Source organism: Pseudomonas putida group bacterium ESBL64 (genome assembly GCF_045277175.1).
Lineage (GTDB): Bacteria > Pseudomonadota > Gammaproteobacteria > Pseudomonadales > Pseudomonadaceae > Aquipseudomonas > Aquipseudomonas alloputida.
This window is the reverse complement of record NZ_CP145799.1, coordinates 2,393,649-2,416,764: the sequence shown is the minus strand read 5'-3', so window position 1 is coordinate 2,416,764 and position 23,116 is coordinate 2,393,649. Positions and strand designations below refer to the sequence as shown.

The following is a 23,116-nucleotide window of genomic DNA, read 5'->3' as shown; positions in this document are numbered from 1 at the left end:
GAAGTTTAGCGTCTATGCCTGGCCTCAATAACCACAATATTCTTTGCCGCCGAATCCAGAATAGCATTGAAGCGGCTAATGTTATCTAAATCTAAGTTGGCATCCCATTCGTCTAGCATTACGATTGGCGGTGGTGCGGACAAAACTTTCTCAATTTGTAATAGCCTTCGCTCACCCGTGGAAAGATTGTTTTCCAGCTTAACAAATTGCGCCTCGGGCGTCATCAGGAGAGCGTCATGTACAGCAGCTTTAATTCGTTTAAGGTAGGAGGATTTTCCTGATCCGTTATTTCCGCTAAGTAGATAGCGACCCACTGTTGTTGAACCGTTTTTTAGTTGGTCTAACAGTTCGGAAGGCGTAATGCTCTGAGAGGAGTTGCATTCTTCAATCTTGATGTTGCTCAAGTTCATGGAAGAAAGGTTTTCATGCTTTTCAAGTTCGGAAGCGAAACGGTAAAGATTTCTCATTTTAGTACGAACCAAGAGGAGTTGACTAAAATAAATGCTCAAGGAGTGAATGTTCCCGAATACCTGCAAGCTTCTTGGTAGCATTGCCACCAAAGCGCCTATGTTTGCGGCAGTGATGATGTTTGGAGTCTGAATGGTCGCGGCTACAATAATGGTTGCAAGAGCAATAGGCAAACATGCAATGAACTGTTCTAGTAAAACGTATCTATTTACTTCGCCAAAATACGAACGCGCTTTTTTTTCTAAAGACTCAAAGCTATCTGCTTTCATTTTTCGGCTGCCTAAGGTCGCTGAGTCCCACGTGAGCTCAATGGACAATAGCGCATCAAGTCGCTTTCGCTGCATGTTTCCGGCAGTATGCTTGATTCTGTTCTTTAAGATGCTCACTAATGCGGCAGATATTAAAAGTGAGATCGAAATGGCTATCGTAATCCCTAAACCGGTCGTGAAATAAAACACAGCTAGCGTCATGATCACATTCAGGCATGTCGATATTAACCCAACGTAAAAACCACAAGCATGTGTAATAGTAGAAGACGCCTCCCCGCTGATCCACTGCGCTAGACTTTTTTTGTTTTTATCTGATGCGTATCGCATGTCACTAGAGGCTTCACGTAGCACAGACTTCGTGTAGTTAAGCCATGTGGCGTTTGCCGCTTTAGTAACATATATTGAAGACATGGAGCTCACCATATACGCAGCAAGCGCAAATCCAAAAAAAAGAGAAATGTAGCGTACAATCAGCGTTAAATTACCATCGGCTAGCGTAGCCCCGGCCTTGGCAATGAAGTACGTGGAAAACGCAAGTAAGGTTTGCTGTGCAACAGCAAAAAAAATAGCAAGAACAAAGCTTCTGTCTTTCATGCTCAATTAATTCCTAATGCGAGCAAGGTACATAAAGCAACCGAGGCGCTCAACATGACTAAGACTACAGTATTTTTCATTCTGGTATTTGCGTAAGCGTTTCTCAAAGCTTTTGCTTGAGCGAACTGCTTGCCCGTGAAGCCCTTGCCATCATAGGGGCTGAATTTATTTATGAACGAGTCCCAAAACCCTATTTGTTTGATGTTGTAGTGATCAGGATTGAGAAATAATAAGTCCTGGGGCGTGAGATCGCTAAGCATCAACGTGGGGGTGGTAGTTCTAAGGGGGAAATAGCTATTAGAATGCAAGCTTGGAGCTGGGCTGTCTTTGCATAGTGCGCCTATCATCAATTCGCTTTTTATACAAAAGACAAGGGATTTGAATAGTCGATTTTCATAAACACTCCATGTAAATGATAAGTAAGTGCATCACGTAATGATGCGTATTCAGTATATGGGTGTTCAGTCTGGTTTTTGGATCTTAAATTTAGATGATTTCACGATGTTAATGGTTGAAAACATCAAAAAAATCGATACGTATTTGTATGAGAGGTGTTTTCTTGAAGCAAGCACGTTATGAATAGTTGTAAGAATGCAGATGGATGAGCATCAACACGGATTGCAATCAAGACGAATACGCCAATGACGTCACGTTCGTTCCCGGCACTCAATTTCGGGGCAAGCGCTTGCTGAGAATGGCTGCGCGGGAGGAACTTTTGACCACTGGTGGGCTTGAAGCTGGTGGGGCAGCCGGCGCTGACCTGGGTGCTGGCATACAAGGTATTCAGCCTGCCGACCGGCACCGGGCCGTTCATGCTGGCGGAGTATTCCAACCTTGAGGCGGGGTTGATTTCGCGGACGATCCTGTTGTCCCCCATGGCCTCGCTGGTGACCTTGACGGGGTTGTTGTACCTGCTGGGTTATGCGGAGTAGCTGCCGGCCCATTCGCGGGTCAACCCGCTCCCACAGGATGGCAGCACGGCTGGTGCTGTGAAGTCCCTGTAGGAGCGGGTTGACCCGCGAATGGGCTGCAGGGCAGCCCCGGCAATCTCAAGCCTCGCTCATTTCTTCCAGGCGACGAGGCAATGGCTCTTGGGCTGAACGCCCCGCCAAACCCACGCGCATATCATTGCCACTCGGCTGCTGATACAGGCTCAAGCCGAACTCCGGCAACACCGCCAGCAGGTAGTCGAAGATATCCCCCTGGATGCGCTCGTAATCCGCCCACACCGTGGTGGTGGTGAAGCAGTAGATCTCCAGCGGCACGCCTTCGGCGGTGGCCTGCATCTGCCGCACCATGCAGGTCATGTTCGGGTGCACGTTGGGGTGGTTCTTCAGATAGGCCAGGGCAAACGCGCGGAAGGTGCCGATGTTGGTCAGCTTGCGGCGGTTGGCCGACAGGTCCGCCACCGGCCCCAGCGCCTCGTTCCAGTTTTGCAGTTCCTGGCGCTTGCCCGCCAGGTAGTCACTCAGTAGCTGCACCTGGCTCAGGCGCTGTTCTTCTTCGCGGGTGAGGAAGCGCACGCCGGCGGCGTCGATGAACAGGCTGCGCTTGATGCGCCGGCCACCGGACTGCTGCATGCCGCGGTAATTGCGGAATGACTCGCTCATCAGGCGCCAGGTGGGGATGGAAACGAGGGTCTTGTCGAAGTTCTGCACTTTCACCGTGTGCAAGGTGATGTCCACCACGTCGCCATCGGCGCCTACCTGCGGCATTTCGATCCAGTCCCCAACATGCAGCATGTCGTTGCTGGTCAGTTGCACGCTGGCGACGAATGACAGCAGGGTGTCCTTGTACACCAACAGCAATACCGCCGACATCGCACCCAGGCCGGACAGCAGCAACAGCGGCGAGCGGTCGATCAGGGTGGCGACGATGATGATCGAGGCGAAGATCCACAACATCATCTTGGCCAGTTGCACGTAGCCCTTGATCGAGCGGGTGCGGGCGTGTTCGGTGCGGGCATAGATGTCGAGCAGGGCATCCAGCAGGCATGACAGCGCCATGGTCATGAACAACAGGGTAAAGGCCAGGGCGACATTGCCGAGGAAGTGCTGAGCGGTGTCGGACAGCTCAGGCACCAGCTTCAGGCCGAACTGCAGCACCAGGGACGGGGTCGTTTGCGCCAGGCGGTGGAACACCTTGTTGTGGCGCAGGTCGTCCAGCCACTTCAGTGCAGGCTGGCGGGCCAGCAGGCGCGCGCCGTGCAGTATCAGGAAGCGCGCCAGGCGGCCGACTGCCAGGGAGATGAGCAGCAGTACTGCCAGACCGATGGCAGCGTGCAGCATGGGATGTTGGTCGAGGGTGCCCCACAGGTCGAGGGAGTCACGCCAGATTCGTTGGATATCCATGGGCTTGCATACAGTCTTGTTGCGAAACGAAGCCGTATTAGAGCGCGGATAGCGACAAAGTTGCCAAAAGAAATTCGGCTAAGGCTGCAGAAAACGTTACCCTATGCAACTGAATTTCCCGCACTTGTCTGAGGTTACCTCCGTGTTCTCCCAATTCGCCCTGCATGAACGCCTGCTTAAAGCCGTGGCCGAGCTTAAATTTGTCGAGCCAACCCCGGTGCAGGCCGCGGCCATCCCCCTGGCCCTGCAAGGGCGGGATCTGCGTGTGACTGCGCAGACCGGCAGCGGCAAGACGGCGGCCTTCGTACTGCCACTGCTCAACCGTCTGGTCGACCTCAGCGGTCCGCGTGTCGAGATTCGCGCGTTGATCCTGCTGCCGACCCGTGAACTGGCCCAGCAAACCCTCAAGCAGGTGCAGCTGTTCTCGCAGTTCACCTACATCAAGTCGGGCCTGGTGACTGGTGGCGAAGACTTCAAGGAACAGGCTGCCATGCTGCGCAAGGTGCCCGACGTGCTGATCGGCACCCCGGGTCGCCTGCTCGAGCAGCTCAATGCCGGCAACCTCGACCTGTCCCACGTGCAGGTCCTGATCCTGGACGAAGCCGACCGCATGCTCGACATGGGCTTTGCCGAAGACATGGAGCGCCTGTGCAAAGAGTGCGAGAACCGCGAGCAGACCTTGCTGTTCTCGGCTACCACCGGTGGCGCGGCCCTGCGCGACATCATCGGCAAGGTGCTGAAAGACCCTGAGCACCTGATGCTCAACAGTGTCTCGCAACTGGCTGAAGGCACCCGCCAGCAGATCATCACCGCCGACCACGACCAGCATAAAGAGCAGATCGCGCAGTGGTTGCTGGCCAACGAAACCTTCGACAAGGCGATCATCTTCACCAACACCCGCGCCATGGCCGACCGCATCTACGGTCACCTGGTGGCCAAGGACGTGAAGGCTTTCGTGCTGCATGGCGAAAAGGACCAGAAGGACCGCAAGCTGGCCATCGAGCGCTTCAAGCAGGGCAGCTCCAAAGTGCTGGTGGCGACCGACGTGGCAGCCCGTGGCCTGGATATCGACGGCCTGGACCTGGTGATCAACTTCGACATGCCACGCAGCGGTGACGAGTACGTCCACCGTGTGGGCCGTACCGGCCGTGCCGGTGGCGAAGGTCTGGCGATCTCGCTGATCACCCACAACGACTGGAACCTGATGTCGAGCATCGAGCGCTACCTCAAGCAGCAGTTCGAGCGCCGGGTCATCAAGGAAGTGAAGGGCACCTACAACGGGCCGAAGAAGGTCAAGGCCTCGGGCAAGGCGGCCGGCAGCAAGAAGAAAAAGGTCGAGAAGAAGACCGGCGACAAGAAAGCTGCCGCCAAGCGCAAGCCTACTGCCAAGCCGAAGGCCAACGCGCCTCTGGCCAGTGCAGATGGCCTGGCGCCACTGAAGAAGCGCAAGCCTGCTGCTGAATAAGACTCACGCAGGCCCTTTGCAGAAGCGACACAAGCTTGCTTCTGCGAAGGGCGTGCGCAGGCGACGAACCATCACTCCGCCTTTTTCTCTGCCTGCTTCAACTCCTTGATCCGCTGGTCGATCAGCTGACACTTGTCGGGCAAGTCCTTGCTCGCCGTCCCCAGATCCATCCCCTGAAGCTCATCATTGATCTCCTTGGCCTTTTGCGGGTTCTGCTCAGTCAACTGAGTGACCAGCCCGGCCAGCTCCTCACGTTTTTGCGTTGCTTCTTCAGGTGTGCAGGCCCAAGCGGGCAGGGCGCAAAGCAGGGCAGCGGCACAGGCTATGGGCAGTAGCGGTTTCATCCTTCCAACCTCCGGCGGTGGTGATGCCCGGTGGAGGGCTGTGGGGCAGGGAAGTTCAGGGCTTGCGACCGATGGAAGATTTCTTTGGTGGTGGTCCTTGGGAGACCGAGCGCCGCGCGGGCGGCGCTCGATTTGCGCAATCTCCCCACACACAATCCGCAGCCCTTCTTCCCCAGTATCGCGTGCAGAGATTTCTTGTCGTCACAACGGTCTTGGTCGAGATCTAAAAATTTGCTCGAACACTTTGAGAGCGGGCTGACTTCATCGGCAAATCTGTAAGCAATTTCCCAAAGTAGCCTTGTTTGCTCGCGTTCTATTGCCCCGCCAGGTGTGGGGAGCTAGGGTCAATCGCACCTGAGGGCACGCAGCGCAATCCGCCCTTCGCCTTCGGGGCGATCTCGAAATGCCGTCGTTATCAGCCCAATCCTTACCAAGGAGAGGTGAGCATGGCCTTCGATGCTTATATTCAAATCGCAGAGATCACTGGCGAAGCACTGGACGAGCAGTACGCCAACTGGATCGAGATCATCGGCTACAAGTTCGGCGCCAACCAGAGCACCTCTGCCACCGCAAGCTCCGCGGGCGGCGCATCTTCCGGGCGGGCCACGCTCACCAACTTCACCTTTACCAAGTATCTGGACAGCGCCAGCTGCAAGCTGCTTGAGGCCAGCTGTGCCGGCCAGCACCTGAAGGAAGTGAAGCTGGTGGTGTGCCGGGCCGGTACCGAAAAGCTCAAGTACTACGAAGTCATTCTCGAAGAAGTGATCATCGCCGATTACGCCCAGAGCGCCAGCGCCGGAGTGCCGATAGAAGTGATTCAATTGAACTACGGCCGCATCAAGACCACCTATACGCGGCAGAAGCGCCGCGACGGCAGCACGGGCGGCAACGTGACCGGCGGCTGGGACCGCATCGCCAACAAGAAGTATGCGTGAGGTGCGACCATGTCCGAGGCACGCAGCTTTATCAATCCTCAGGCGCAATCGTTTGAGTCGCTGAAGGCCGGCACGCCCATGTCGGCCCATCAGCGGGCCAAGTTTGATGTGCTAAATGCGCATATCGCCAATGGCGTGGTTGTTGGAGGGGAACTGGTGATTGTTGGTGACCCCAGTACGCCATCGTGTACGAGCCATGAGGCTTTTTTAATGGCGAAGGCAGCGGGAATACATCATCAGCTGGAGGTCAATGGTGCTGGGGTGGATGACTTCTTTCTGGACAACTACGAGATGCTGAAAAGTTTCCTCACCCACGCCTCCATGGGGGCTGGCGCTGTAAGCGATGGCTGGAGTAGGCACCTTGAGTCGATCAAGAAGACCCTGGAAGATATTGAGGTCTTACATCGTCAATATTTGAGAGATGGCACAATTAAGGGGCGTAATGAGTTTTATGCCAGGCGAATGACCTTATTCATGAAGCTAGAAGAGCAGCTGAATAAATTGGCTGCGTACGGTTCAGGCCTGCGAAATAGAGGTTCGGTGAAGAGAGTCCTCGAGATATCAACCAAAAGCTACCTGCATACCGGTGAGATTGCTGGGTACGCCGAGAAGATCGCAGGAATCTCGAGAGCAGCCAATCTGATAAAGAAGGGTACTTATATCGGCTTGGGGCTCGACGTGGCTTCAACAGGGCTGAGTATCCATCATGCATGTACCTTTGGACGCCCTGAAGACTGCAGAAAGGCTAAATATGTGGAAGGCGTCTCTCTGGTTGGCAGTACGGGGGGATCGATCACTGGCGGGGCGATTGGTGGATTTCTAGGGGGAACTGGTTGCGTACTTTTCCTTGGAGTGACGACAGGCGGTCCGGGGGCTCTCGCGTGCACTGTCATTGGCGGTGCCGTGGGTGGCGCTACAGGCGGTTCGGTCGTAGGTGGTATCGGTGAAATGCTTGGTGAGTTGATATATGAGGTGGCGCAATGATTGGGTTCGACGCCAGGTGGTTAGGCCTTCCCTTGATGGTGGCTATGTTCATAGTCATATTTATATGGGTTTATGTTTCGGTTCGCTATGTGAGTCAAATAGAGTCGTTGCTATCTAATAGTTTGATGGTTTCTGGTAATAAAAAGATTTTTGGTCATGCAGGTTTGGTGGGTAAAGTGATGCGTACCGGCTCTGCATCCGTGATGTTGTCGATGAGGGCGATTTGCGTTCGTAAAGGCCTTCTAGACGTTCAGGATGTAAAAAAATTTCCTGGTGGATTGCGCCGCATGCTGGTTAGCTTGTGGTTTCTTCATATCGCTATTTTCTTGTCGCTCATTGGCCTTTGGAGCTGGTTGAAATTGGGGGGTTATTAAATTTCGTGTCTGGACAGGAAAATTTGCGCCTATCGTAGTGTTTTCAGCGCCTGGGAGACCGGGCGCCGCCCGCGCGGCGCGCAACAACGCAAGCGCTAAGCGCTTCGGAACGCTTGGCAACCCTGGCAGGTCCCAACCTGTGTACCCCTTTCGTCCACAGCAGGAGCCCGTAGCCATGAGCATCGCCTACGACTGGGACCTGATCGAACGCTTGCTGCACGAAGTGCAGAACGGCGCCGGTCACAGCTTCACGCCCCGCCCTTATGCCGAACAGCATGCTGCTGCACTGGCCGCCAAGGGTGAGCCGGTGGGTGACGTGGATCACCTGAAAACCCGTGCATGCGAGTATGAAAAGCTGCTATTTGAGCGCGGATTCATTGAATGCCGGCCTGAAGAGGACGGCGGCAATGGCGAAAACTTCGTCCTGACCGAACGCGGCTCGCGCTTGATGAGCCTGATCGACAGCAGCATCCCCGGCTTCGAGCACCCGCGCCAGGTGCTGGATGAGCAGGAAGATGCGCTGGACGAAACGACGTTCGAACAGGTATCTGCGAAGGCACAGATTGCTTGAGGTCGTTTTAAGGCTGGCAAGTGCAGCGTTCAAAACCCGATAATCGGTAGCTTCTGAACGCTGCCGAGCCTTGCCCATGCCTACGACCACCCCAGAGGCCCGCTTATGAGCGCGGTCCGCAAGAACCCTGACGCCTTTGCCTTCCAGGTAATGCTGGGCCTTTGCCTGATCTGGGGCTGCCAGCAGGTACTGATCAAGACCGCCGCCGTCGACATCGCGCCGGTGATGCAGGCAGCACTGCGCAATGGCATTGCCGCTGTGCTGGTAGGCCTGATGCTGTGCTGGCGGGGTGGCTGGGAGCAGGTCGGCACCACCTGGCGCGCAGGGTTGGTGGCGGGCGGGCTGTTCGGGGTGGAGTTTCTGTTCATTGCCGAAGGGCTGAAACTGACCTCGGCGGCGCACATGTCGGTGTTCCTCTATACCGCGCCGGTATTTACCGCCTTGGGCCTGCATTTTCGTCTACCCAGTGAACGCTTGCGGCTGCTGCAGTGGCTGGGCATTCTGCTGGCCTTCGGCGGCATTGCCATGGCCTTTGCCGGTGGCACTTCGTTCGAGCACATGGACAGCCGCACCTTGCTGGGAGATGCCTTTGGCGTGATCGCCGGGCTGGCCTGGGGCGCGACCACGGTGGTGGTGCGTTGTTCACGGCTATCGGAGGCGCCGGCGACCTTGACCCTGTTCTATCAGCTGGCGGTCGGTTTTGCCGGGCTGCTGCTGATCGCCCTGCTCAGCGGGCAGATCGGCGCGGTGTCGCTGACGCCGCTGGCGATGGGCAGTGTATTGTTCCAGGGGATTGTGGTGTCGTTTATCAGCTACCTCACCTGGTTCTGGTTGCTGCGCAAATACCTGGCGTCGAACCTCGCGGTGTTTTCCTTCATTACTCCGTTGTTTGGGGTGACCTTTGGCGTTTTGCTGCTGGATGAGCCGCTCAGTGCGAATTTCGTGGTGGGCGCGTTGATGGTATTGCTGGGTGTGATCCTGGTAAGTGCCGAGCCTTGGGTGAAACAACAATTGCGGCGGTTGGTAGGGTGATGTGTTGCCTCTACCGGCCCCTTCGCGGGCAAGCCGCGCCTGCAAAGCCGTTGTAGGCGCGGGCTTGCCCGCGAAGGGGCCGGTACAGACTGCATCGCCTCAGGATGCAGCCTTGGCCTGACAGGCGCTTCCCTGCTGTGCGTTACCCGGCAACTGGACCAGTACGCCCGCCACCGCCAACCCGCCCGCCGCCAGCATCAATGCCGGTTGCAGCCCGCCACTGTAATGGCTGCTGAGCGCCGCCAGCAGCGGCCCACTCAACTGCCCCAAGGCAAAGCACGCGGTCAGCAGCCCGGCATTGCGCTGTGTGGCATGTGGCGCCAACTCGCGCGAGCGCTGCATGACCAGTTGCATGCAGGCCAGGAACGGCCCGCCACACAGCGCAACACCCAGCACCAGCCCGATACCCCCACCCATCAGGCAGGCCAGCACACCCAGCCCTTGCAACCACAGGGTGGTGGTCAACCAGGTCGAGGTGCGGCCACCACGGCGCACGCTCACCAGCAAAACACCCAGCGCCGCCGCCAGGCCAAACGCCGGCCAGAACAGGTCAGCCAGCCACTGCCCGCGAAACTGCTGATTGGCCATCTGTGACAGAAAGGTGGCTGGCAGGATGTAGCCCATGCCATACAAGCCATACACCAACCCCAGGCGGCCAGTGCCGACACTGCGCGTCGGGCCTTGTCGCACTGGCGGCTGAGCCGGTGCCGCTTGCAGTGCCCGTGGCAACCACGGCCGCACGGCCAGCAGCATCACCAAGGCAGCCACGGCATAGATCAGCCACAGTGCAGCCGAGCCCAACCCCTGCACATGCGCGGCCAGTGCCAGTAGCCCGGTCACGGCAATACCCAGGCCGGGTCCGGCGAAAACCAGCGCTCCCAGGCGCTGGCGGTTGTGGGCAGTGGCTACTTGCTGGCTGAGGCTGGTGATCATCACCAGCACCCAGGCGCTGGCTACGCCTGTGCCGAAGCGCAGCAGCAGGTGGCCCCAAAAACCGTTGGCAGCCCAGGAGGCCAGGGTCAGCAGCACACACAGCCACAGCCCCCCGTGCAGGCGCAGCCGTACCTGGCCTGGCGAGCGGGCGAACATGGCGTCCACCGCACCCACGAAATAGCCCAGGTAATTGGCCGCCGCGACCAGCCCGGCGACTGTCAGGTCGAACTGGCCTTCGGCAATCAGTTGTGGCAGTTGCGGGGTGAGGGCGAAACGACCGATGCCCATGGCCATCATCAGCGCCACGGCGCTGGCGAGCAGTTGAATGAGTGGCGACATGACAGGTCTCCTGCGCGGATGTAAGTGATGGCTGGCAGGTTAGGGTGCTTTTATTTTCAATAAAATTGAATAATGATGATCAAGTTGTTCTGTTTTAGAGAATGCCGTGGAATTCAGCCAACTGCGTATCTTTCAGGCCGTGGCCGAGGAAGGCTCGGTTACCCGCGCCGCAGAGCGCCTGCACCGGGTGCCATCAAACCTCTCCACGCGCCTGCGCCAACTCGAGGAGCAACTGGGCGTCGAACTGTTCCTGCGCGAACGTCAGCGCCTGCAACTGTCGCCAGCAGGCAAGGTGCTGCTGGACTATGCCAACCGTATGTCCGCCTTGCGCGACGAAGCGCTGGGCGCCGTGCGTGGCGGTCAGCCGGCTGGGGACTTCGTGCTGGGGACCATGTACAGCACGGCGGCGACCCACTTGCCGGCGTTGCTGGCGCGCTATCACCAGGCTTACCCACAGGTGAACCTGCAAGTGCGTGCAGCACCCAGCGGCGAGTTGCTTGAAGGACTGTTGAACCACTCCCTGGATGCTGCTCTTGTGGACGGGCCACCGAGCCTTGCCGGGCTGGATGGCGTGCCGCTGTGCGATGAGCAACTGGTACTGATCACCAGCCCCGAGCACCCGGCGGTCCTCACCGCCAAGGACGTGGCGGGCAAGGCGGTGTTCACCTTCCGCCAGGGCTGCTCGTACCGCATGCGCCTGGAGGCCTGGTATGCCCATGCCCATACGCCGATGGGGCGGGTGATGGAGATCGAGTCGTACCAGAGCATGCTGGCCTGTGTGATCGCGGGTGCGGGTGTGGCGATGATGGCCCAGTCGATGCTCGACAGCCTGCCTGGACGTGATCGGGTGAGGGTGCACCCGCTGCAGGCACCTTTCGATCAGGCGGTCACCTGGCTGATGTGGCGCCAGGGTATGCGCGGGGCTAATCTGCAGGCATGGATCGACCTGCAACAAAGCGAAACGATTAACCAGTCGTCGGAATGCGCCGCCACGGCTTGATCCGAGTCAAAATCGCCCTTATCTGTAGGAACAGAGGCATGCGTAATACAGGACATAGGGCTATGATCTGTATGAAACATTGCAGGATTGATTTGCCGTGAGGCTGACCCGTCAAGGGGGCATTATGAATAAACCACTGTCAAACTGGCTCCACGACCTGGCCGTCGCCTTGGGGCTGATTCCACCACCCTTGCAGCCGGTGCCGATCCCGACTGATGAAGAGCAGCGCAAACGTCAACCGCGTCGGCGCTGATTAACGACAAAGGCCGCTTCACCCGAGTGGGTGCAGCGGCCTTTTTGTGTCTGCTGATTGTCTATTGCGTGTACTGGCCCTTTCGCGCGTGCAAGCCCGCTACAAACGAAAGGGCCGGTACAGCAGTCAGGCCAGCTTCACCGCCGCCACCGACTTGCGCGACACCAGGCTCACGCCCACAAAGCTCACCAGCCCTACTGCCAGGCTGTAGTAGATCGGGGTATTGGCCTCCAGCCCGTCCAGGAACATGAACAGCAGGGCGGTGGCAAAGCCCAGCGACATGCTGGCAATCGCGCCTGCGGTGGTCGCACGCTTCCAGAAGATCGCCCCGATCAACGGGATCAGCATGCCGCCGACCAGCAGGTTATAAGCCAGGGTCAGGGCGTTGATCACATCATTCACCACCAGCGCGATGCCCAGCACCACCAGGCCGGTGAGCAGGGTGAACAGGCGGCTGGTGCCCAGGCTCGACTGCTTGCCGCCACGCAGCTTGGGCAGCAGGTCTTCGGTCACGGTGGTCGAGGCAGCCAGCAGACCGGCGCTGGCGGTGGACATCATGGCCGCCAGGGCCGCGGCCATCAGCAGGCCACGAATGCCATCGGGCAGGGTGCTCTTGATCATCTCGGCAAAGGCGTTGTTCGGGTTGGCCAGGTCGGGCATCAGCACATGCGCAGCCATGCCGATCGCCGCACAGGCCAGGCCATACAGCACGCAATACACACCGGCGGTGGTGCCGGCTCGCTGACAGACCTTTTCGTCACGGGCGGTGAACACTCGCTGCCAGATGTCCTGGCCGATGAGGATGCCGAAGAAGTAGATCAGGAAGTAAGTGATGATGGTGTCCCAGCCAATGGTAGTCAGCTGGAAGCTGGCCGCTGGCAGTTTGGCCACCAGGGTGTCCCAACCACCGGCCTTGTACAGGCACACTGGCAGCAGGATGAACATCAGGCCGACGGTCTTGATCACGAACTGGACGATATCGGTCAGGGTCAGCGACCACATGCCGCCGATGGTCGAGTACAGCACTACCACGCCGCCGCCGAGCATCAGCGAAGCCCAGAACGGCAGGTCCAGCAGCACCTGCAGGACGGTGGCCATGGCCAGGGTCGAGGTGACCCCGATCATCAGCGCGTAAGCCAGCATGATGACGGCGCTGGCCTGGCGTGCGGTGGGGTTGTAGCGCTGTTCCAGTACCTGGGTCACGGTGAAGATGCGCAGGCGCAGCAGCGGTTTGGCGAGGAACAGGTTGATGGCGATGATGCCCAGGCCCAGGGCTGCGCACAGCCAGAAGCCGGAAATGCCGTGGACGTAGCCCAGGCGCACGGTGCCGACGGTGGAAGCGCCACCGAGTACGGTGGTGGCCATGGTGCCCATGTACAGCACCGGGCCGAGGTTGCGCCCGGCTACCAGGTAGTCTTCATGGGTTTTCGCGCGGCGCATGCCATACCAGCCAAGCCCGAGCATGCCGGCGGTGTAGATCATTACAACAATGATGTCCAAGGCCATTGGGGGTCTCCCGATTATCTTTATTATGGCGAGATCGACCGCGCGGGCGTTTGCACGGCGCCCGGCGGTCTTTTCTTGTGTTGGCGGGCCTCAGTGGCCCTCCCTCATGGCTCCTGCCGGGGTAGAGCGGTATTAGCGACGCACCACGCCAGGTAGCACGCACAGCATCTCGAACAGCAGGTTGGCACCGAGCAGCGAGGTGTTGCCGGTGGTGTCGTAAGGCGGGGAGACTTCGACAAGGTCACAGCCGATCAGGTCCAGGCCGTGGCAGCCGCGAATGATCTCCATCGCCTGGATGGTGGTCAAGCCGCCGATCTCCGGGGTTCCGGTACCGGGTGCCCAGGCCGGGTCGATGCCATCGATGTCGAAAGACAGGTAAACCGGGCCACCGCCGACTTTTTCCCGCACTTCGGCCATCAGTGGCTCCAGTGACTTGTGCCAGCACTCTTCGGCCTGGACCACGCGGAAGCCCTGGCGACGGCTCCAGTTGAAGTCATCGGCGGTGTAGCCCTGGGCGCGCAGGCCGATCTGCACCACGCGGTCACAGTCGAGCAGGCCTTCTTCCACGGCGCGGCGGAAGGTGGTGCCGTGGGCGATCTTCTCGCCGAACATGTGGTCGTTGACGTCGGCGTGGGCATCGATGTGTACCAGGCCGATCTTGCCGTGTTTCTTGTGCAGCGCACGCAGGATCGGCAGGGTGATGGTGTGATCGCCCCCCAGGGTCATGGGGATGACGTTGTGCTCGACGATCTCGTCATACGCTTCTTCGATGATGCGCACGGCGTCCAGCAGATTGAAGGTGTTGATTGCCACATCGCCGATATCGGCGACCGACAGCGAGTCGAACGGGGCGGCACCGGTCGCCATGTTGTACGGGCGGATCATCACCGATTCGGCGCGGATCTGCCGCGGGCCGAAGCGGGTGCCGGAGCGTAGCGAGGTACCGATATCCAGCGGTACGCCAATGAAGGCGGCATCCAGGCCTTCGGCGCTTTGCAGGTGGGGGAGGCGGAGCATGGTGGCGATGCCGCCGAAACGCGGCATTTCGTTGCCGCCCAGTGGTTGGTGGAGAGTCTTGTCCACGGTGGGCCTCATCAGTCGGTCGATTGTTGTGTTTGTTCGAACCTGTGCCGCCGCGCGCCATTCACGTTTGGTTTGCCGGCGGGCAGGGACATTTCGGCCAAGTCTGCTCAAGGGAGTACCGGGGAAGAATCGCTACCGACAAATACTTAGTTCAGGATTTTCTGAACTAAAGGCGGGTAGAGCAGTTAGACTGCGCGCACATACCCTTGTGGAACCGTTGCACCATGGCCTCGACCTTGCCCGACCTGAAACTGCTGCGCATCTTCATCAGCGTGGTGCGCCACCAGGGCTTTGCCAACGCCCAGCGCGAGCTGAACCTGTCGACCTCGGCCATCAGTACCTACATGAGCCAGCTGGAGGGCGCGTTGGGTATCGTGTTGTGCCACCGGGGTCGGGGTGGCTTCAGCCTGACCAGCAAGGGCGAGCTGTTCCATCAGGAAACCCTGCGCCTGCTGGCCGAGCTGGACGGTTTCGAGCAGTATGCCGCCGCCCTCAAGGGCGAACTGCGTGGCACCCTCAACCTTGGCGTGATCGACTCCACGGTCGGTGACCGCGCCTTGCCGCTGGCCGAAGCCATCGGCGCCTACAGCCAGGAGCACCCGGCGGTGCACCTGCACCTGTCGGTGTCCAGCCCCTACGAGCTGCAACTGGGTGTGCAGGACAACCGCCTGGACCTGGCCATCGGCGCGTTTTCTTCGCGGATGAGCGGCCTGCTCTACCAGCCGTTGTACCGCGAACAGCACTGGCTGTACTGCAGCAGCCGCCACCCGTTGTATGCCGAGCGGCGCATTCCCGAGCAGGTGGTGACCCAGCAGCGCATGGTCGGCCGTGGTTATTGGAGCCAGGCCGAACTGGCCCGGCATGGCTTCAAGCACAGTGCGGCGACGGTTGAAAGCATGGAGGCGCAGCTGATCCTGATCCTTTCCGGGGCCTATATCGGCTACTTGCCTGAACACTACGCCCAGGCCTGGGTCGACAAAGGTGACTTGCGTGTACTGTCGCCGTCGACCTTTGGTTACCAGGCCCCGTTCTCGCTGATCATTCGCCGCGGGCGCAGCCGCGAACCGCTGATCCAGACCTTCCGTGACCTGCTGAAAAGCCAGCTCAACGTGGGCTGAGATGCGACGCATTCATGCATTCCGTCGGGAGCGGGTTAAATTCCGGTAAACGCTGGCCGCTAACCTGATAGCGCTCTGCTACATATCAACTTGCGCTGATGATTTCCCCTTATTTCATCCTGCAAGGATCGCCCAAGATGCGCATGAATTTGCCCGTCACTGAGCACGAAAGAACCTTCCCCGGCGATCAACGCCTTATTTCCACGACTGACCTCGGCAGCCGAATCACCTACTGCAACGACGCCTTTGTGGCAATCAGCGGCTTTACCTACGACGAGCTGGTCGGCCAACCGCACAACCTGGTGCGCCACCCGGACATGCCGCCGGCGGTGTTTGGCCACATGTGGGAGACCATCAAGCAGGGCAAACCTTGGATGGGCATCGTCAAGAACCGGGCGAAGAACGGCGATTACTATTGGGTAAGCGCCTATGTCACGGCGATATACGAACAAGGCCGGATCAGTGGCTACGAGTCGGTGCGCTCGGTGCCCACGCGCGAGCAGATCCGCCGTGCCGAGGCACTGTATGCGCGTTTGCGTGATGGCCGCGGCCCAGTGCCGTGGGCTGCTCGCCTGGGGCACGGCCTGGGCCATGGCTGGCCACTGATCGGCGCAGGCCTGCTGTCGGCGGCGGGTTACCTTTGGCTGCCCCCCTATGCGGCGCTCGCGGTGCTGATGGCAAGTCTGCTGCTGGCTTGGTACTGGGTCGAGCACCGTCAGAACCAGGCCATTCGCCGCACGTTGGCTGAGCATCCCAAGGCCTTTACCAGTCCGTTGGTGGCGCTGACCTACAGCGACAACCCAGGCCTGCAGGGCCAGCTCGACCTGGCCATCATCAGCGAAGAAGCCCGCCTGCAAACGGCCCTGACCCGGCTGGTGGATGCCGGTGTCGGGGTAAAGTCGCGGGCGGCGCAGTCTTCCGACCTGTCCGATGCCCAGGCGCAGATGCTCGACCGGCAGCGCAGCGAGACCGACCAGTCCGCCACGGCGATCGCGCAGATGGCGGCAACCATCCAGCAGGTCACCCACAACGTGCAGAGCACGGCACACGCGGCAGGTGATGCCGACCAACTGGCGCAGCAGGGCAGCGAGCTGGCCCTGAAGAGCCTGCAAGCCATGGGCAGCATGAGCGACGCGGTCAATGACATTGGTCAGGCGGTCAACGCCTTGGCCGAGCAGACCCAGTCGATTGGCAGCGTGGTCGACGTGATCACTTCGATTGCCGAGCAGACCAACCTGCTGGCGCTTAACGCCGCCATTGAAGCGGCGCGCGCCGGTGAGCAAGGGCGGGGGTTCGCAGTGGTGGCTGATGAGGTGCGGTCGTTGGCGCAGCGTACCCGCGCGTCGACCGAAGAGATCCACCATATCATTGCCTCGTTGAGGGCCGGGGCGGAGCGAGCGGTGAGCACTGCCAGCCGGGGCGAGCAGATTTCCCGGGACAGTGTGCACAGTGTCGAGGCGGTGCAGGCGGCACTGAGCGGGATTGCCGTGGCGGTCAGCCGCATCACTGGCATGAGCCAGCAGATGGCCACGGCATCGGAGCAACAGAGCCATGTGGCTGAAGACATCAACCAGCAGATCGTGAGAATTGCCCAGCTGTGCGACCAGAGTGCCGGGCAAGCCAGGCAAGGCGCGGAAATCAGCCAGGACCTCGAGCGCATGGCGGAGTACCTGCATAGCCTGGCGGAAAGGTTCAACCGTTGAAATCGCGGGGCCCGCAAAGCGGGCCCCGGTTATGTGGCAAACTGTCCCCGCCAAGGAGACCGCCATGCCCAGACCCCGCTGCGAGCGCTGCCAGCGCCCGCTCGACCATTGCCTATGCCCACTGATCCCCGCGCTCGACAGCCGCACCCGTGTGATCCTGCTGCAGCACCCCAGTGAAACTGCCCATGCCCTGAACACGGCGCGCCTGGCTGCCCTTGGCCTGAACAATGCCGAGTTGCGGATTGGAGAGGTGTTCGATGACCTGCATGACTTGCTCGCCACCCCCGGATACCACCCGGTGCTGCTGTTCCCGGGTGATGACGCCCAGGTGCTCACAGCTTATGGCGAGGCGGGCGACAAACCTTTGCTGCTCATCGTACCCGATGGTACCTGGCGCAAGGCGCGCAAGCTGCTGTACCTGAACCCGTTGCTGGGGGGGCTGCCACGGGTGACGCTGGGGCAGGTGGCCGCTTCACGCTATCGGTTGCGCAAAGCGCCGGAGGCGGGTGCATTGTCGACGATCGAGGCGGTGGTCGGGGCATTGAACACGCTGGAGCAACCGGCCTGCTTCGATGCACTGCTGGCGCCGTTCGAGGCGTTGATCGAGGGGCAGATCAGGGCCATGGGCGTAGAGACTTTTCAGCGTAATCATGGCCGCGAATGAGGGTTGGGGGCTGCTTTGCAGCCCATTCGCAGCACAAAGCAGCCCCGCTACCTAAAACCCGCTCAACGCATCTCAGGCAGACGCGCTTCGGTGCGGACTTCGGTGGTCGCCAGCGCCTCTGGTGGCAACGAAATATGCTGTTTGCTCAGCAATTCACCCATGGTCGCCAGTACGCGGTAGCGCGAGAACTCTTCGGTATAACGCACCTCGGTGTAGCGACGGTCTGCGTTGTACAGCTCGTTCTCACTGTCGAGGACGTCCAGCAGGGTGCGCTGGCCCAGGCCGAACTGGTCCTGGTAGGCCGCGCGCACACGTTTGGTGGTCTCGGCGTATTCGCGCGCGGTCGGCAGCTGCTTGCTGGCGTTGTTCATGGCGTTCCACGCCAGGCTCAGGTTCTCGGTCAACTCACGCAGGGCGTTGTTGCGAATGTCCAGTGCCTGGTTGATCTTGTGCGCGTCGGACTGCAGGCGAGCCTTGTCGCTGCCACCGCGGAACAGGTTGTAGTTCATCTCCACGCCAGCTTGCCAGTCGTTGTTGTTGTGGCCTTTCTCGCCGCCGGTGTTGTTGTTGGCACCGGTTGCCAGAATGGCGTCGAAGCGCGGGTAGAAGGTCGACTTGCCCACTTCGTACTGCCGCTCGGCGGCGTTGACGTCAGCCTGGGCAGACTTGATGTACGGGTTGTTCTGGCGCATGCCGTCGCGGGCTTCGTCGAGGGTGCCTGGCACCTCGCCCCTGATGCTCTGCGGGCTTTCCAGCTCGTCCGGGGCGCGACCGATCACGCTGAAGAAGTTGGCCTCGGCATCGGCCAGGTCGACTTCGGCGGTGTCCAGGTTGTTTTCCGCCAGGGCGCGACGTGCGCGGGACTGGTCGAGGTCGGCGGTGCTGCCGACGCCGCGCTCGTTGCGCAGGCCAATCTGGTCGTTGACGCGCAGGTGAGCTTGCAGGTTGTTCTTGGCCAGCGTCACCAGTTCACGGCGTTTGAGCACTTCCAGGTAGACCTCGACTGCACGCAGGGCGACATCCTGGGCAACGGCCTGGGTGTAATAGGCGCGCGAGGTAGAGACCGCCTCGGTGCGGCCTACTTCATTCGCGGTGTTGAAGCCGTCGAAGATCATCTGCCGCAGGCGCAGTTCGGACTGGGTGTAGTTGAGGGTTTCCTTGTTGTGGTTACCCTCGGCACGGGTCGTGGCGTTGTCCGAGCGCTGGCGGCCGTAACCGGCAACCAGGTCCACGGAAGGGTAGTAGCCACCACGCGCGAACTTCACGTCTTCATCGGCCGACAGCTTGCTGTTACGGTTGGAGCTGACTTGTGGGTGGTAGTCCACGGCGCTTTGGACAGCCTCGGTAATCGACATCGCCTGTACGTTGGCACTCGCCAGGGCCAACAGTAAAGCACTGGTGATGGGGTTCAAAACGCGCATGGTACATCTCCCTGATCCTGGAATTGATCCTGCTGTTCGCCAAAAAAATGACGATAAACGTATCGCGTATAGTGTTGCAGGTTTTTAACAACACAGCTAAGTACATTCAACGCGATAGATAAGAAGATTTATTCATATCAAATTGCCATATAAGATCGTTGTTGTCTAATAAGTGTGTATTCAAGGGCACGGAACGAAGGCGGGAAATGCCTTGAAAACCCATGGATACAAGGCCTATGCGCAGTTCCAGAACTAATTCGGATAAAGAGGGTGTTGATTAGGCGAAAGCGATATTTGGCGACAAAATATTGTCACTTTGGCTTGTGCAGGGTTTTCAGGCTGAGAATGTACAGGGTGACCAATGCGGCACTGGTCAACATGAAGGTGCGCGCCCAGAACAGCGGCACCAGGTAGCACGACAGGCCAATGCTGGCCCACATGAGGCCGATGGCGTAGACCTTGCCCTTGAGGGGGATGCCTTCACCACTGAGGTAGTCACGGATCCATGGCCCCAGCTTGGGATGATGGACCAGCCAGTGATGGAAGCGCGGCGAGCTGCGGGCAAAGCAGGCCGCCGCCAAAAGCAGGAATGGGGTGGTGGGCAATACCGGCAGGAATATCCCCAGCACCCCCAGCGCGACGCTGAGCCAGCCAGTGGCCAGCAGCAGGTAGCGCACAGGTAGCTCAGTGGTGGCGTGGCTTGAGCAGCGCCGGTTTTTCGTCAGGGGCGTGCAGCAGCAGGAACAGTGCGCTCAGTGCCTCGGGGATTTGCACGATCATGTCATCCTGCAGGTTGGCGTTGCTGGCGATGTCGGCGAACTCTGGTTGTTCGTCGAACAAGCCCGAACCCACCATGATCGGCAGCAGCATTTCGCTGACTTCTTCCTCGGCGTTTTCGAACCACGCCTCTTCCCGCAGGAACACGCCTTCCATGAAACCGATGCACCAGCCGCGCAGGTCGGAATCGTCCGGCTCATCGGTCAGGTCGAGGTCGCAGGGCAGGTCGAATTCTTCGTCGCTGGCCAGCTGGCGGGCAATGTGCGCCTTGAGCGCCACCAGGGTGGCCTCGATCTCGGTGCGCTGGGCTTCGCTGGCGTAGTGCGGCTCCTCGGCGAACAGGGCGTCGATCCACTCGCGCTCGGGCACGTCCTCGGCGTTGATCGAAAGAGCGGTGAGGTAGCCGTGTGCGGCGACATAGTCCAGCGCTTCTTCGTGCAGCTCGTCGGCGTCGAGGAAGGCTTGCAGGCGGGTCAGTTGCTCGGCGAAGGACATTACAGGGCTACCTTGGGGAATAAACGATAACGAATTCTAGCACCTTGCAGCGGCAGCGGGGCAAAGGGAACGTCTATCGCCGCGGTGCATGTGCAGCGCGGTGCTGCGGTATACTCCGCGATTTTTCATCCAGGGGCAGGTTTTAACGGCTGCCTGGCAAAAACCGCTTACGCATTTGGCGTGTGCGGGGCGGGTTTTTCGTCCAGCCTTTATCCAGGATGGTACGGCGATTTGGAGTTGCACATGCTCGAACAGGCTCAGCGCGTTCTCAAGGACATCTTCGGCTACGACAGTTTCCGTGGGCGCCAGGCAGCGATCATCGAATGCGTGGCCAATGGCGGCGATGCCTTGGTACTGATGCCCACCGGTGGCGGCAAATCGCTGTGTTTCCAGGTGCCGGGGCTGCTGCGCCCGGGCCTGACGGTGGTGGTATCGCCACTGATCGCGCTGATGGACGACCAGGTCGCCACCCTTGACGAGCTGGGTGTGTCTGCGGCCGCCCTGAACTCTACCCTGACGGCGGAGCAGCAGCGTGAACTGGCCGGGCGCCTGCGCCGTGGTGAAGTCAAGATGCTGTACCTGGCGCCGGAACGCCTGGTGCAGCCGCGCATGCTCGACTTCCTGCGCGATCTGGACATCTCGCTGTTCGCCATTGACGAGGCCCACTGCGTTTCGCAATGGGGGCACGATTTCCGCCCAGAGTACCTGCAGCTGGGCCAGCTGGCCGAACTGTTTCCGCATGTGCCGCGCATTGCGCTTACCGCTACGGCCGACATGCGAACCCGCGAGGAGATCGTTCAGCGCCTGCACCTGCAGGGCGCCGAGCGCTTTCTGTCGAGTTTCGACCGGCCCAACATCTTCTACCGCATCGTGCCCAAGGAGGCACCGCGCAAGCAGTTGATGGCCTTCCTCGGCGAACGTCGTGGCAACGCAGGCATCGTCTACTGCCTGTCGCGCAAGAAGGTCGACGAAACCGCCGCCTTCCTCTGCAGTCAGGGGTTCCCTGCGCTGCCGTATCACGCCGGCCTGGCCGCCGAGACACGTGCGGCCAACCAGCACCGCTTTCTCAACGAGGAAGGGCTGATCATGGTCGCTACCATTGCTTTCGGCATGGGTATCGACAAGCCCAACGTGCGCTTCGTTGCTCACCTCGACCTGCCCAAATCGCTTGAGGCCTACTACCAGGAAACCGGCCGGGCCGGCCGTGACGGCCTGCCCTCCGATGCCTGGATGGCCTACGGGCTGCAGGACATGGTGATGCTCAAGCAGATGCTGCAGAACTCCGAAGGCGACGAGCGCCACAAGCGTATCGAGCAGCACAAGCTGGACGCCATGCTGGCGCTGTGCGAAGAAACGCGCTGCCGCCGCCAGTCGCTGCTGGCCTACTTCGACGAGACCCTCGAACAACCGTGCGGGCACTGCGACAACTGTGTCGACAACATCCAGACCTGGGACGCTACCGAGCCGGCCCGCCAGGCGCTGTCGGCGGTGTTCCGCACCGGCCAGCGCTATGGTGTTGGCCACCTGGTCGATGTGCTGTTGGGCAAGGACACCGAGAAGGTGCGCAATTTCGGCCACGAGAAGCTGTCGGTATTCGGCGTTGGCAAAGGCTTGGCCGAGGTGGAGTGGCGTTCACTGTTCCGTCAGCTGGTGGCGCGCGGCCTGGTCGATATCGACCTGGAAGGCTACGGCGGTCTGCGCCTGTCCGACAGCTGTCGGCCGCTGCTGCGCGGCGAGGTGACCTTGCAACTGCGCCGTGATCTCAAACCGCAGACCACGGCCAAAACCTCGTCGTCCAGCGGCGGCAGCCCGGCCAGCCAGCTGGTGCGTGCCGAAGAGCGCGATCTGTGGGAAGCGCTGCGTACCCTGCGCCGCAAGCTGGCCGAAGAACACAGTGTGCCACCCTACGTCATCTTCCCCGACTCGACACTGCTGGAGATGCTGCGCAGCCAGCCGGTCAGCCTCAGCGACATGGCCCAGGTCAGCGGTGTGGGGGCGCGCAAGCTGGAGCGCTACGGCCAGGCGTTCCTCGAAGTGCTGAACAGCAGCGGTGGCACCGACGAGGCACCGAAAGTGGTGCTCGACCTGCGCCACGAACTGGTCAGCCTGGCCCGTGCCGGCATGACCCCGGCGCAGATCGCCGGGCAGCTCAACTGCAGCGAGAAGAATGTGTATAGCCTGCTGGCCGAGGCGCTGGGCCGCCAGGAGCTGAGTCTGGACCAGGCCATCGACTTGCCGGAAGACCTGATGATGGAGGTGCAGGACGCCTTTCTTGATGGCGAGGGTGAGCTGCCACCGGTGTCGGCCATTGCCCCGCAGTTCGGGGCGCGGGTGCCGGAGGGCGTACTTTATTGCGTGCGCGCAGCGCTGGCGGCGGAATTCGAATTGTAAACGCATGCAGGATCGAAGGCAGAAGCGCCATCTGCTGACCTTTGTC

22 protein-coding genes and 1 pseudogene are annotated in these 23,116 nt (G+C 60.0%); 13 read left to right on the top strand and 10 right to left on the bottom strand.

The genetic code is table 11. The features are described 5' to 3' along the window. Positions 1 to 5: 5 nt before the first annotated feature. Both V6093_RS10975 and V6093_RS10970 read right to left on the bottom strand, forming a co-directional pair. Entirely contained in the window at positions 6 to 1,331 is a 1,326-nt protein-coding gene (locus V6093_RS10975; RefSeq protein WP_256873163.1) for an ABC transporter ATP-binding protein, read from the bottom strand. 2 nt (positions 1,332 to 1,333) lie between these two features. After that, positions 1,334 to 1,693: a DUF6875 domain-containing protein gene (locus V6093_RS10970; RefSeq protein WP_323055201.1), complete on the bottom strand. Its 360-nt coding sequence runs from the start codon at positions 1,691 to 1,693 to the stop codon at positions 1,334 to 1,336. A gap of 357 nt (positions 1,694 to 2,050) precedes the next feature. On the opposite strand from V6093_RS10970, the pseudogene V6093_RS10965 reads away from it, so the two are divergent. Beyond that, a pseudogene (locus V6093_RS10965) lies at positions 2,051 to 2,263 on the top strand (AEC family transporter); the annotation flags it as partial. A gap of 117 nt (positions 2,264 to 2,380) precedes the next feature. On the opposite strand, the gene V6093_RS10960 reads toward V6093_RS10965, so the two are convergent. After that, on the bottom strand, positions 2,381 to 3,682 hold the full coding sequence (locus V6093_RS10960; RefSeq protein WP_144000364.1) for a mechanosensitive ion channel family protein: 1,302 nt from the start codon (positions 3,680 to 3,682) through the stop codon (positions 2,381 to 2,383). Between the two features lie 103 nt (positions 3,683 to 3,785). On the opposite strand from V6093_RS10960, the gene V6093_RS10955 reads away from it, so the two are divergent. Continuing rightward, positions 3,786 to 5,147 carry a DEAD/DEAH box helicase gene (locus tag V6093_RS10955; RefSeq protein ID WP_012051553.1) on the top strand — a complete coding sequence of 454 codons (1,362 nt, stop codon included), beginning with the start codon at positions 3,786 to 3,788 and terminating at the stop codon, positions 5,145 to 5,147. Positions 5,148 to 5,218: 71 nt separating this feature from the next. Here the strand turns inward: V6093_RS10955 and V6093_RS10950 are convergent, their stop codons facing one another. Next, positions 5,219 to 5,491 (bottom strand): hypothetical protein, encoded by a 273-nt coding sequence (locus tag V6093_RS10950; RefSeq protein WP_003254599.1) that lies wholly within the window; start codon positions 5,489 to 5,491, stop codon positions 5,219 to 5,221. Positions 5,492 to 5,937: 446 nt separating this feature from the next. Here V6093_RS10950 and V6093_RS10945 point away from each other — a divergent pair, with 446 nt between their 5' ends. From V6093_RS10945 to V6093_RS10925, 5 genes are all read left to right on the top strand, one after another. Beyond that, positions 5,938 to 6,426, top strand: coding sequence for a type VI secretion system tube protein Hcp (locus tag V6093_RS10945; RefSeq protein WP_144000362.1), 489 nt, complete (start codon positions 5,938 to 5,940; stop codon positions 6,424 to 6,426). A 9-nt stretch (positions 6,427 to 6,435) separates the two neighbouring features. Next, a complete protein-coding gene (locus V6093_RS10940) occupies positions 6,436 to 7,410 on the top strand; it encodes a hypothetical protein (RefSeq protein WP_047604232.1) in 975 nt (324 codons plus the stop codon). Further along, the gene (locus V6093_RS10935) at positions 7,407 to 7,784 is read left to right on the top strand and encodes a hypothetical protein (RefSeq protein WP_047604231.1); all 378 of its coding nucleotides are present in this window, start codon (positions 7,407 to 7,409) and stop codon (positions 7,782 to 7,784) included. Before V6093_RS10940 ends, V6093_RS10935 begins: the two co-directional genes overlap by 4 nt. Before the next feature lie 175 nt (positions 7,785 to 7,959). Beyond that, a complete protein-coding gene (locus V6093_RS10930; protein ID WP_003254595.1) occupies positions 7,960 to 8,355 on the top strand; it encodes a hypothetical protein in 396 nt (131 codons plus the stop codon). 105 nt (positions 8,356 to 8,460) lie between these two features. Next, the gene (locus V6093_RS10925) at positions 8,461 to 9,387 is read left to right on the top strand and encodes a DMT family transporter (RefSeq protein WP_060538489.1); all 927 of its coding nucleotides are present in this window, start codon (positions 8,461 to 8,463) and stop codon (positions 9,385 to 9,387) included. A 99-nt stretch (positions 9,388 to 9,486) separates the two neighbouring features. Here the strand turns inward: V6093_RS10925 and V6093_RS10920 are convergent, their stop codons facing one another. After that, positions 9,487 to 10,659, bottom strand: a complete 1,173-nt coding sequence (locus tag V6093_RS10920; protein ID WP_004576873.1) for an MFS transporter — start codon at positions 10,657 to 10,659, stop codon at positions 9,487 to 9,489. 106 nt (positions 10,660 to 10,765) lie between these two features. Between V6093_RS10920 and ptrR the strand changes: the two genes are divergently transcribed. Both ptrR and V6093_RS10910 read left to right on the top strand, forming a co-directional pair. Continuing rightward, entirely contained in the window at positions 10,766 to 11,659 is an 894-nt protein-coding gene (ptrR, locus tag V6093_RS10915; RefSeq protein WP_003254589.1) for a putrescine utilization regulator PtrR, read from the top strand. A gap of 124 nt (positions 11,660 to 11,783) precedes the next feature. Then, the gene (locus V6093_RS10910) at positions 11,784 to 11,912 is read left to right on the top strand and encodes a PA1414 family protein (protein ID WP_009683677.1); all 129 of its coding nucleotides are present in this window, start codon (positions 11,784 to 11,786) and stop codon (positions 11,910 to 11,912) included. Positions 11,913 to 12,038: 126 nt separating this feature from the next. Here V6093_RS10910 and V6093_RS10905 read toward each other — a convergent pair whose 3' ends face one another. Both V6093_RS10905 and speB read right to left on the bottom strand, forming a co-directional pair. After that, positions 12,039 to 13,418, bottom strand: a complete 1,380-nt coding sequence (locus V6093_RS10905) for a sodium:solute symporter (protein ID WP_047604227.1) — start codon at positions 13,416 to 13,418, stop codon at positions 12,039 to 12,041. Positions 13,419 to 13,550: 132 nt separating this feature from the next. Next, positions 13,551 to 14,501, bottom strand: a complete 951-nt coding sequence (speB, locus tag V6093_RS10900; RefSeq protein ID WP_003254586.1) for an agmatinase — start codon at positions 14,499 to 14,501, stop codon at positions 13,551 to 13,553. A 224-nt stretch (positions 14,502 to 14,725) separates the two neighbouring features. On the opposite strand from speB, the gene V6093_RS10895 reads away from it, so the two are divergent. From V6093_RS10895 to V6093_RS10885, 3 genes are all read left to right on the top strand, one after another. Continuing rightward, the gene (locus tag V6093_RS10895) at positions 14,726 to 15,619 is read left to right on the top strand and encodes a LysR family transcriptional regulator (protein ID WP_003254585.1); all 894 of its coding nucleotides are present in this window, start codon (positions 14,726 to 14,728) and stop codon (positions 15,617 to 15,619) included. A gap of 137 nt (positions 15,620 to 15,756) precedes the next feature. Then, entirely contained in the window at positions 15,757 to 17,322 is a 1,566-nt protein-coding gene (locus tag V6093_RS10890) for a PAS domain-containing methyl-accepting chemotaxis protein (RefSeq protein WP_004576874.1), read from the top strand. Between the two features lie 64 nt (positions 17,323 to 17,386). Continuing rightward, entirely contained in the window at positions 17,387 to 17,986 is a 600-nt protein-coding gene (locus tag V6093_RS10885) for a tRNA-uridine aminocarboxypropyltransferase (RefSeq protein WP_003254580.1), read from the top strand. A 62-nt stretch (positions 17,987 to 18,048) separates the two neighbouring features. On the opposite strand, the gene V6093_RS10880 is transcribed toward V6093_RS10885, so the two are convergent. The 3 genes from V6093_RS10880 to V6093_RS10870 all read right to left on the bottom strand — a co-directional run bounded on the left by V6093_RS10880 (position 18,049) and on the right by V6093_RS10870 (position 20,679). Beyond that, entirely contained in the window at positions 18,049 to 19,407 is a 1,359-nt protein-coding gene (locus V6093_RS10880; protein WP_232862621.1) for a TolC family outer membrane protein, read from the bottom strand. Between the two features lie 311 nt (positions 19,408 to 19,718). Then, positions 19,719 to 20,084: a YbaN family protein gene (locus V6093_RS10875; RefSeq protein ID WP_010955201.1), complete on the bottom strand. Its 366-nt coding sequence runs from the start codon at positions 20,082 to 20,084 to the stop codon at positions 19,719 to 19,721. A 7-nt stretch (positions 20,085 to 20,091) separates the two neighbouring features. Next, positions 20,092 to 20,679 (bottom strand): YecA family protein, encoded by a 588-nt coding sequence (locus tag V6093_RS10870; RefSeq protein ID WP_010955200.1) that lies wholly within the window; start codon positions 20,677 to 20,679, stop codon positions 20,092 to 20,094. Positions 20,680 to 20,922: 243 nt separating this feature from the next. Here V6093_RS10870 and recQ point away from each other — a divergent pair, with 243 nt between their 5' ends. After that, positions 20,923 to 23,070 carry a DNA helicase RecQ gene (recQ, locus tag V6093_RS10865; protein WP_003254576.1) on the top strand — a complete coding sequence of 716 codons (2,148 nt, stop codon included), beginning with the start codon at positions 20,923 to 20,925 and terminating at the stop codon, positions 23,068 to 23,070. Positions 23,071 to 23,116: the final 46 nt, after the last annotated feature.

Coding starts and splice junctions, on each gene's coding strand:
- V6093_RS10870 (WP_010955200.1), bottom strand. CDS start 20,679: ATGTCCTTCGCCGAGCAACTGACCCGCCTGCAAGCCTTCCTCGACGCC.
- V6093_RS10930 (WP_003254595.1), top strand. CDS start 7,960: ATGAGCATCGCCTACGACTGGGACCTGATCGAACGCTTGCTGCACGAA.
- V6093_RS10955 (WP_012051553.1), top strand. CDS start 3,786: ATGCAACTGAATTTCCCGCACTTGTCTGAGGTTACCTCCGTGTTCTCC.
- V6093_RS10895 (WP_003254585.1), top strand. CDS start 14,726: ATGGCCTCGACCTTGCCCGACCTGAAACTGCTGCGCATCTTCATCAGC.
- V6093_RS10920 (WP_004576873.1), bottom strand. CDS start 10,659: ATGTCGCCACTCATTCAACTGCTCGCCAGCGCCGTGGCGCTGATGATG.
- recQ (WP_003254576.1), top strand. CDS start 20,923: ATGCTCGAACAGGCTCAGCGCGTTCTCAAGGACATCTTCGGCTACGAC.
- V6093_RS10880 (WP_232862621.1), bottom strand. CDS start 19,407: ATGCGCGTTTTGAACCCCATCACCAGTGCTTTACTGTTGGCCCTGGCG.
- V6093_RS10950 (WP_003254599.1), bottom strand. CDS start 5,491: ATGAAACCGCTACTGCCCATAGCCTGTGCCGCTGCCCTGCTTTGCGCC.
- V6093_RS10975 (WP_256873163.1), bottom strand. CDS start 1,331: ATGAAAGACAGAAGCTTTGTTCTTGCTATTTTTTTTGCTGTTGCACAG.
- V6093_RS10905 (WP_047604227.1), bottom strand. CDS start 13,418: ATGGCCTTGGACATCATTGTTGTAATGATCTACACCGCCGGCATGCTC.
- V6093_RS10910 (WP_009683677.1), top strand. CDS start 11,784: ATGAATAAACCACTGTCAAACTGGCTCCACGACCTGGCCGTCGCCTTG.
- V6093_RS10945 (WP_144000362.1), top strand. CDS start 5,938: ATGGCCTTCGATGCTTATATTCAAATCGCAGAGATCACTGGCGAAGCA.
- V6093_RS10940 (WP_047604232.1), top strand. CDS start 6,436: ATGTCCGAGGCACGCAGCTTTATCAATCCTCAGGCGCAATCGTTTGAG.
- V6093_RS10925 (WP_060538489.1), top strand. CDS start 8,461: ATGAGCGCGGTCCGCAAGAACCCTGACGCCTTTGCCTTCCAGGTAATG.
- V6093_RS10960 (WP_144000364.1), bottom strand. CDS start 3,682: ATGGATATCCAACGAATCTGGCGTGACTCCCTCGACCTGTGGGGCACC.
- V6093_RS10885 (WP_003254580.1), top strand. CDS start 17,387: ATGCCCAGACCCCGCTGCGAGCGCTGCCAGCGCCCGCTCGACCATTGC.
- V6093_RS10935 (WP_047604231.1), top strand. CDS start 7,407: ATGATTGGGTTCGACGCCAGGTGGTTAGGCCTTCCCTTGATGGTGGCT.
- V6093_RS10890 (WP_004576874.1), top strand. CDS start 15,757: ATGCGCATGAATTTGCCCGTCACTGAGCACGAAAGAACCTTCCCCGGC.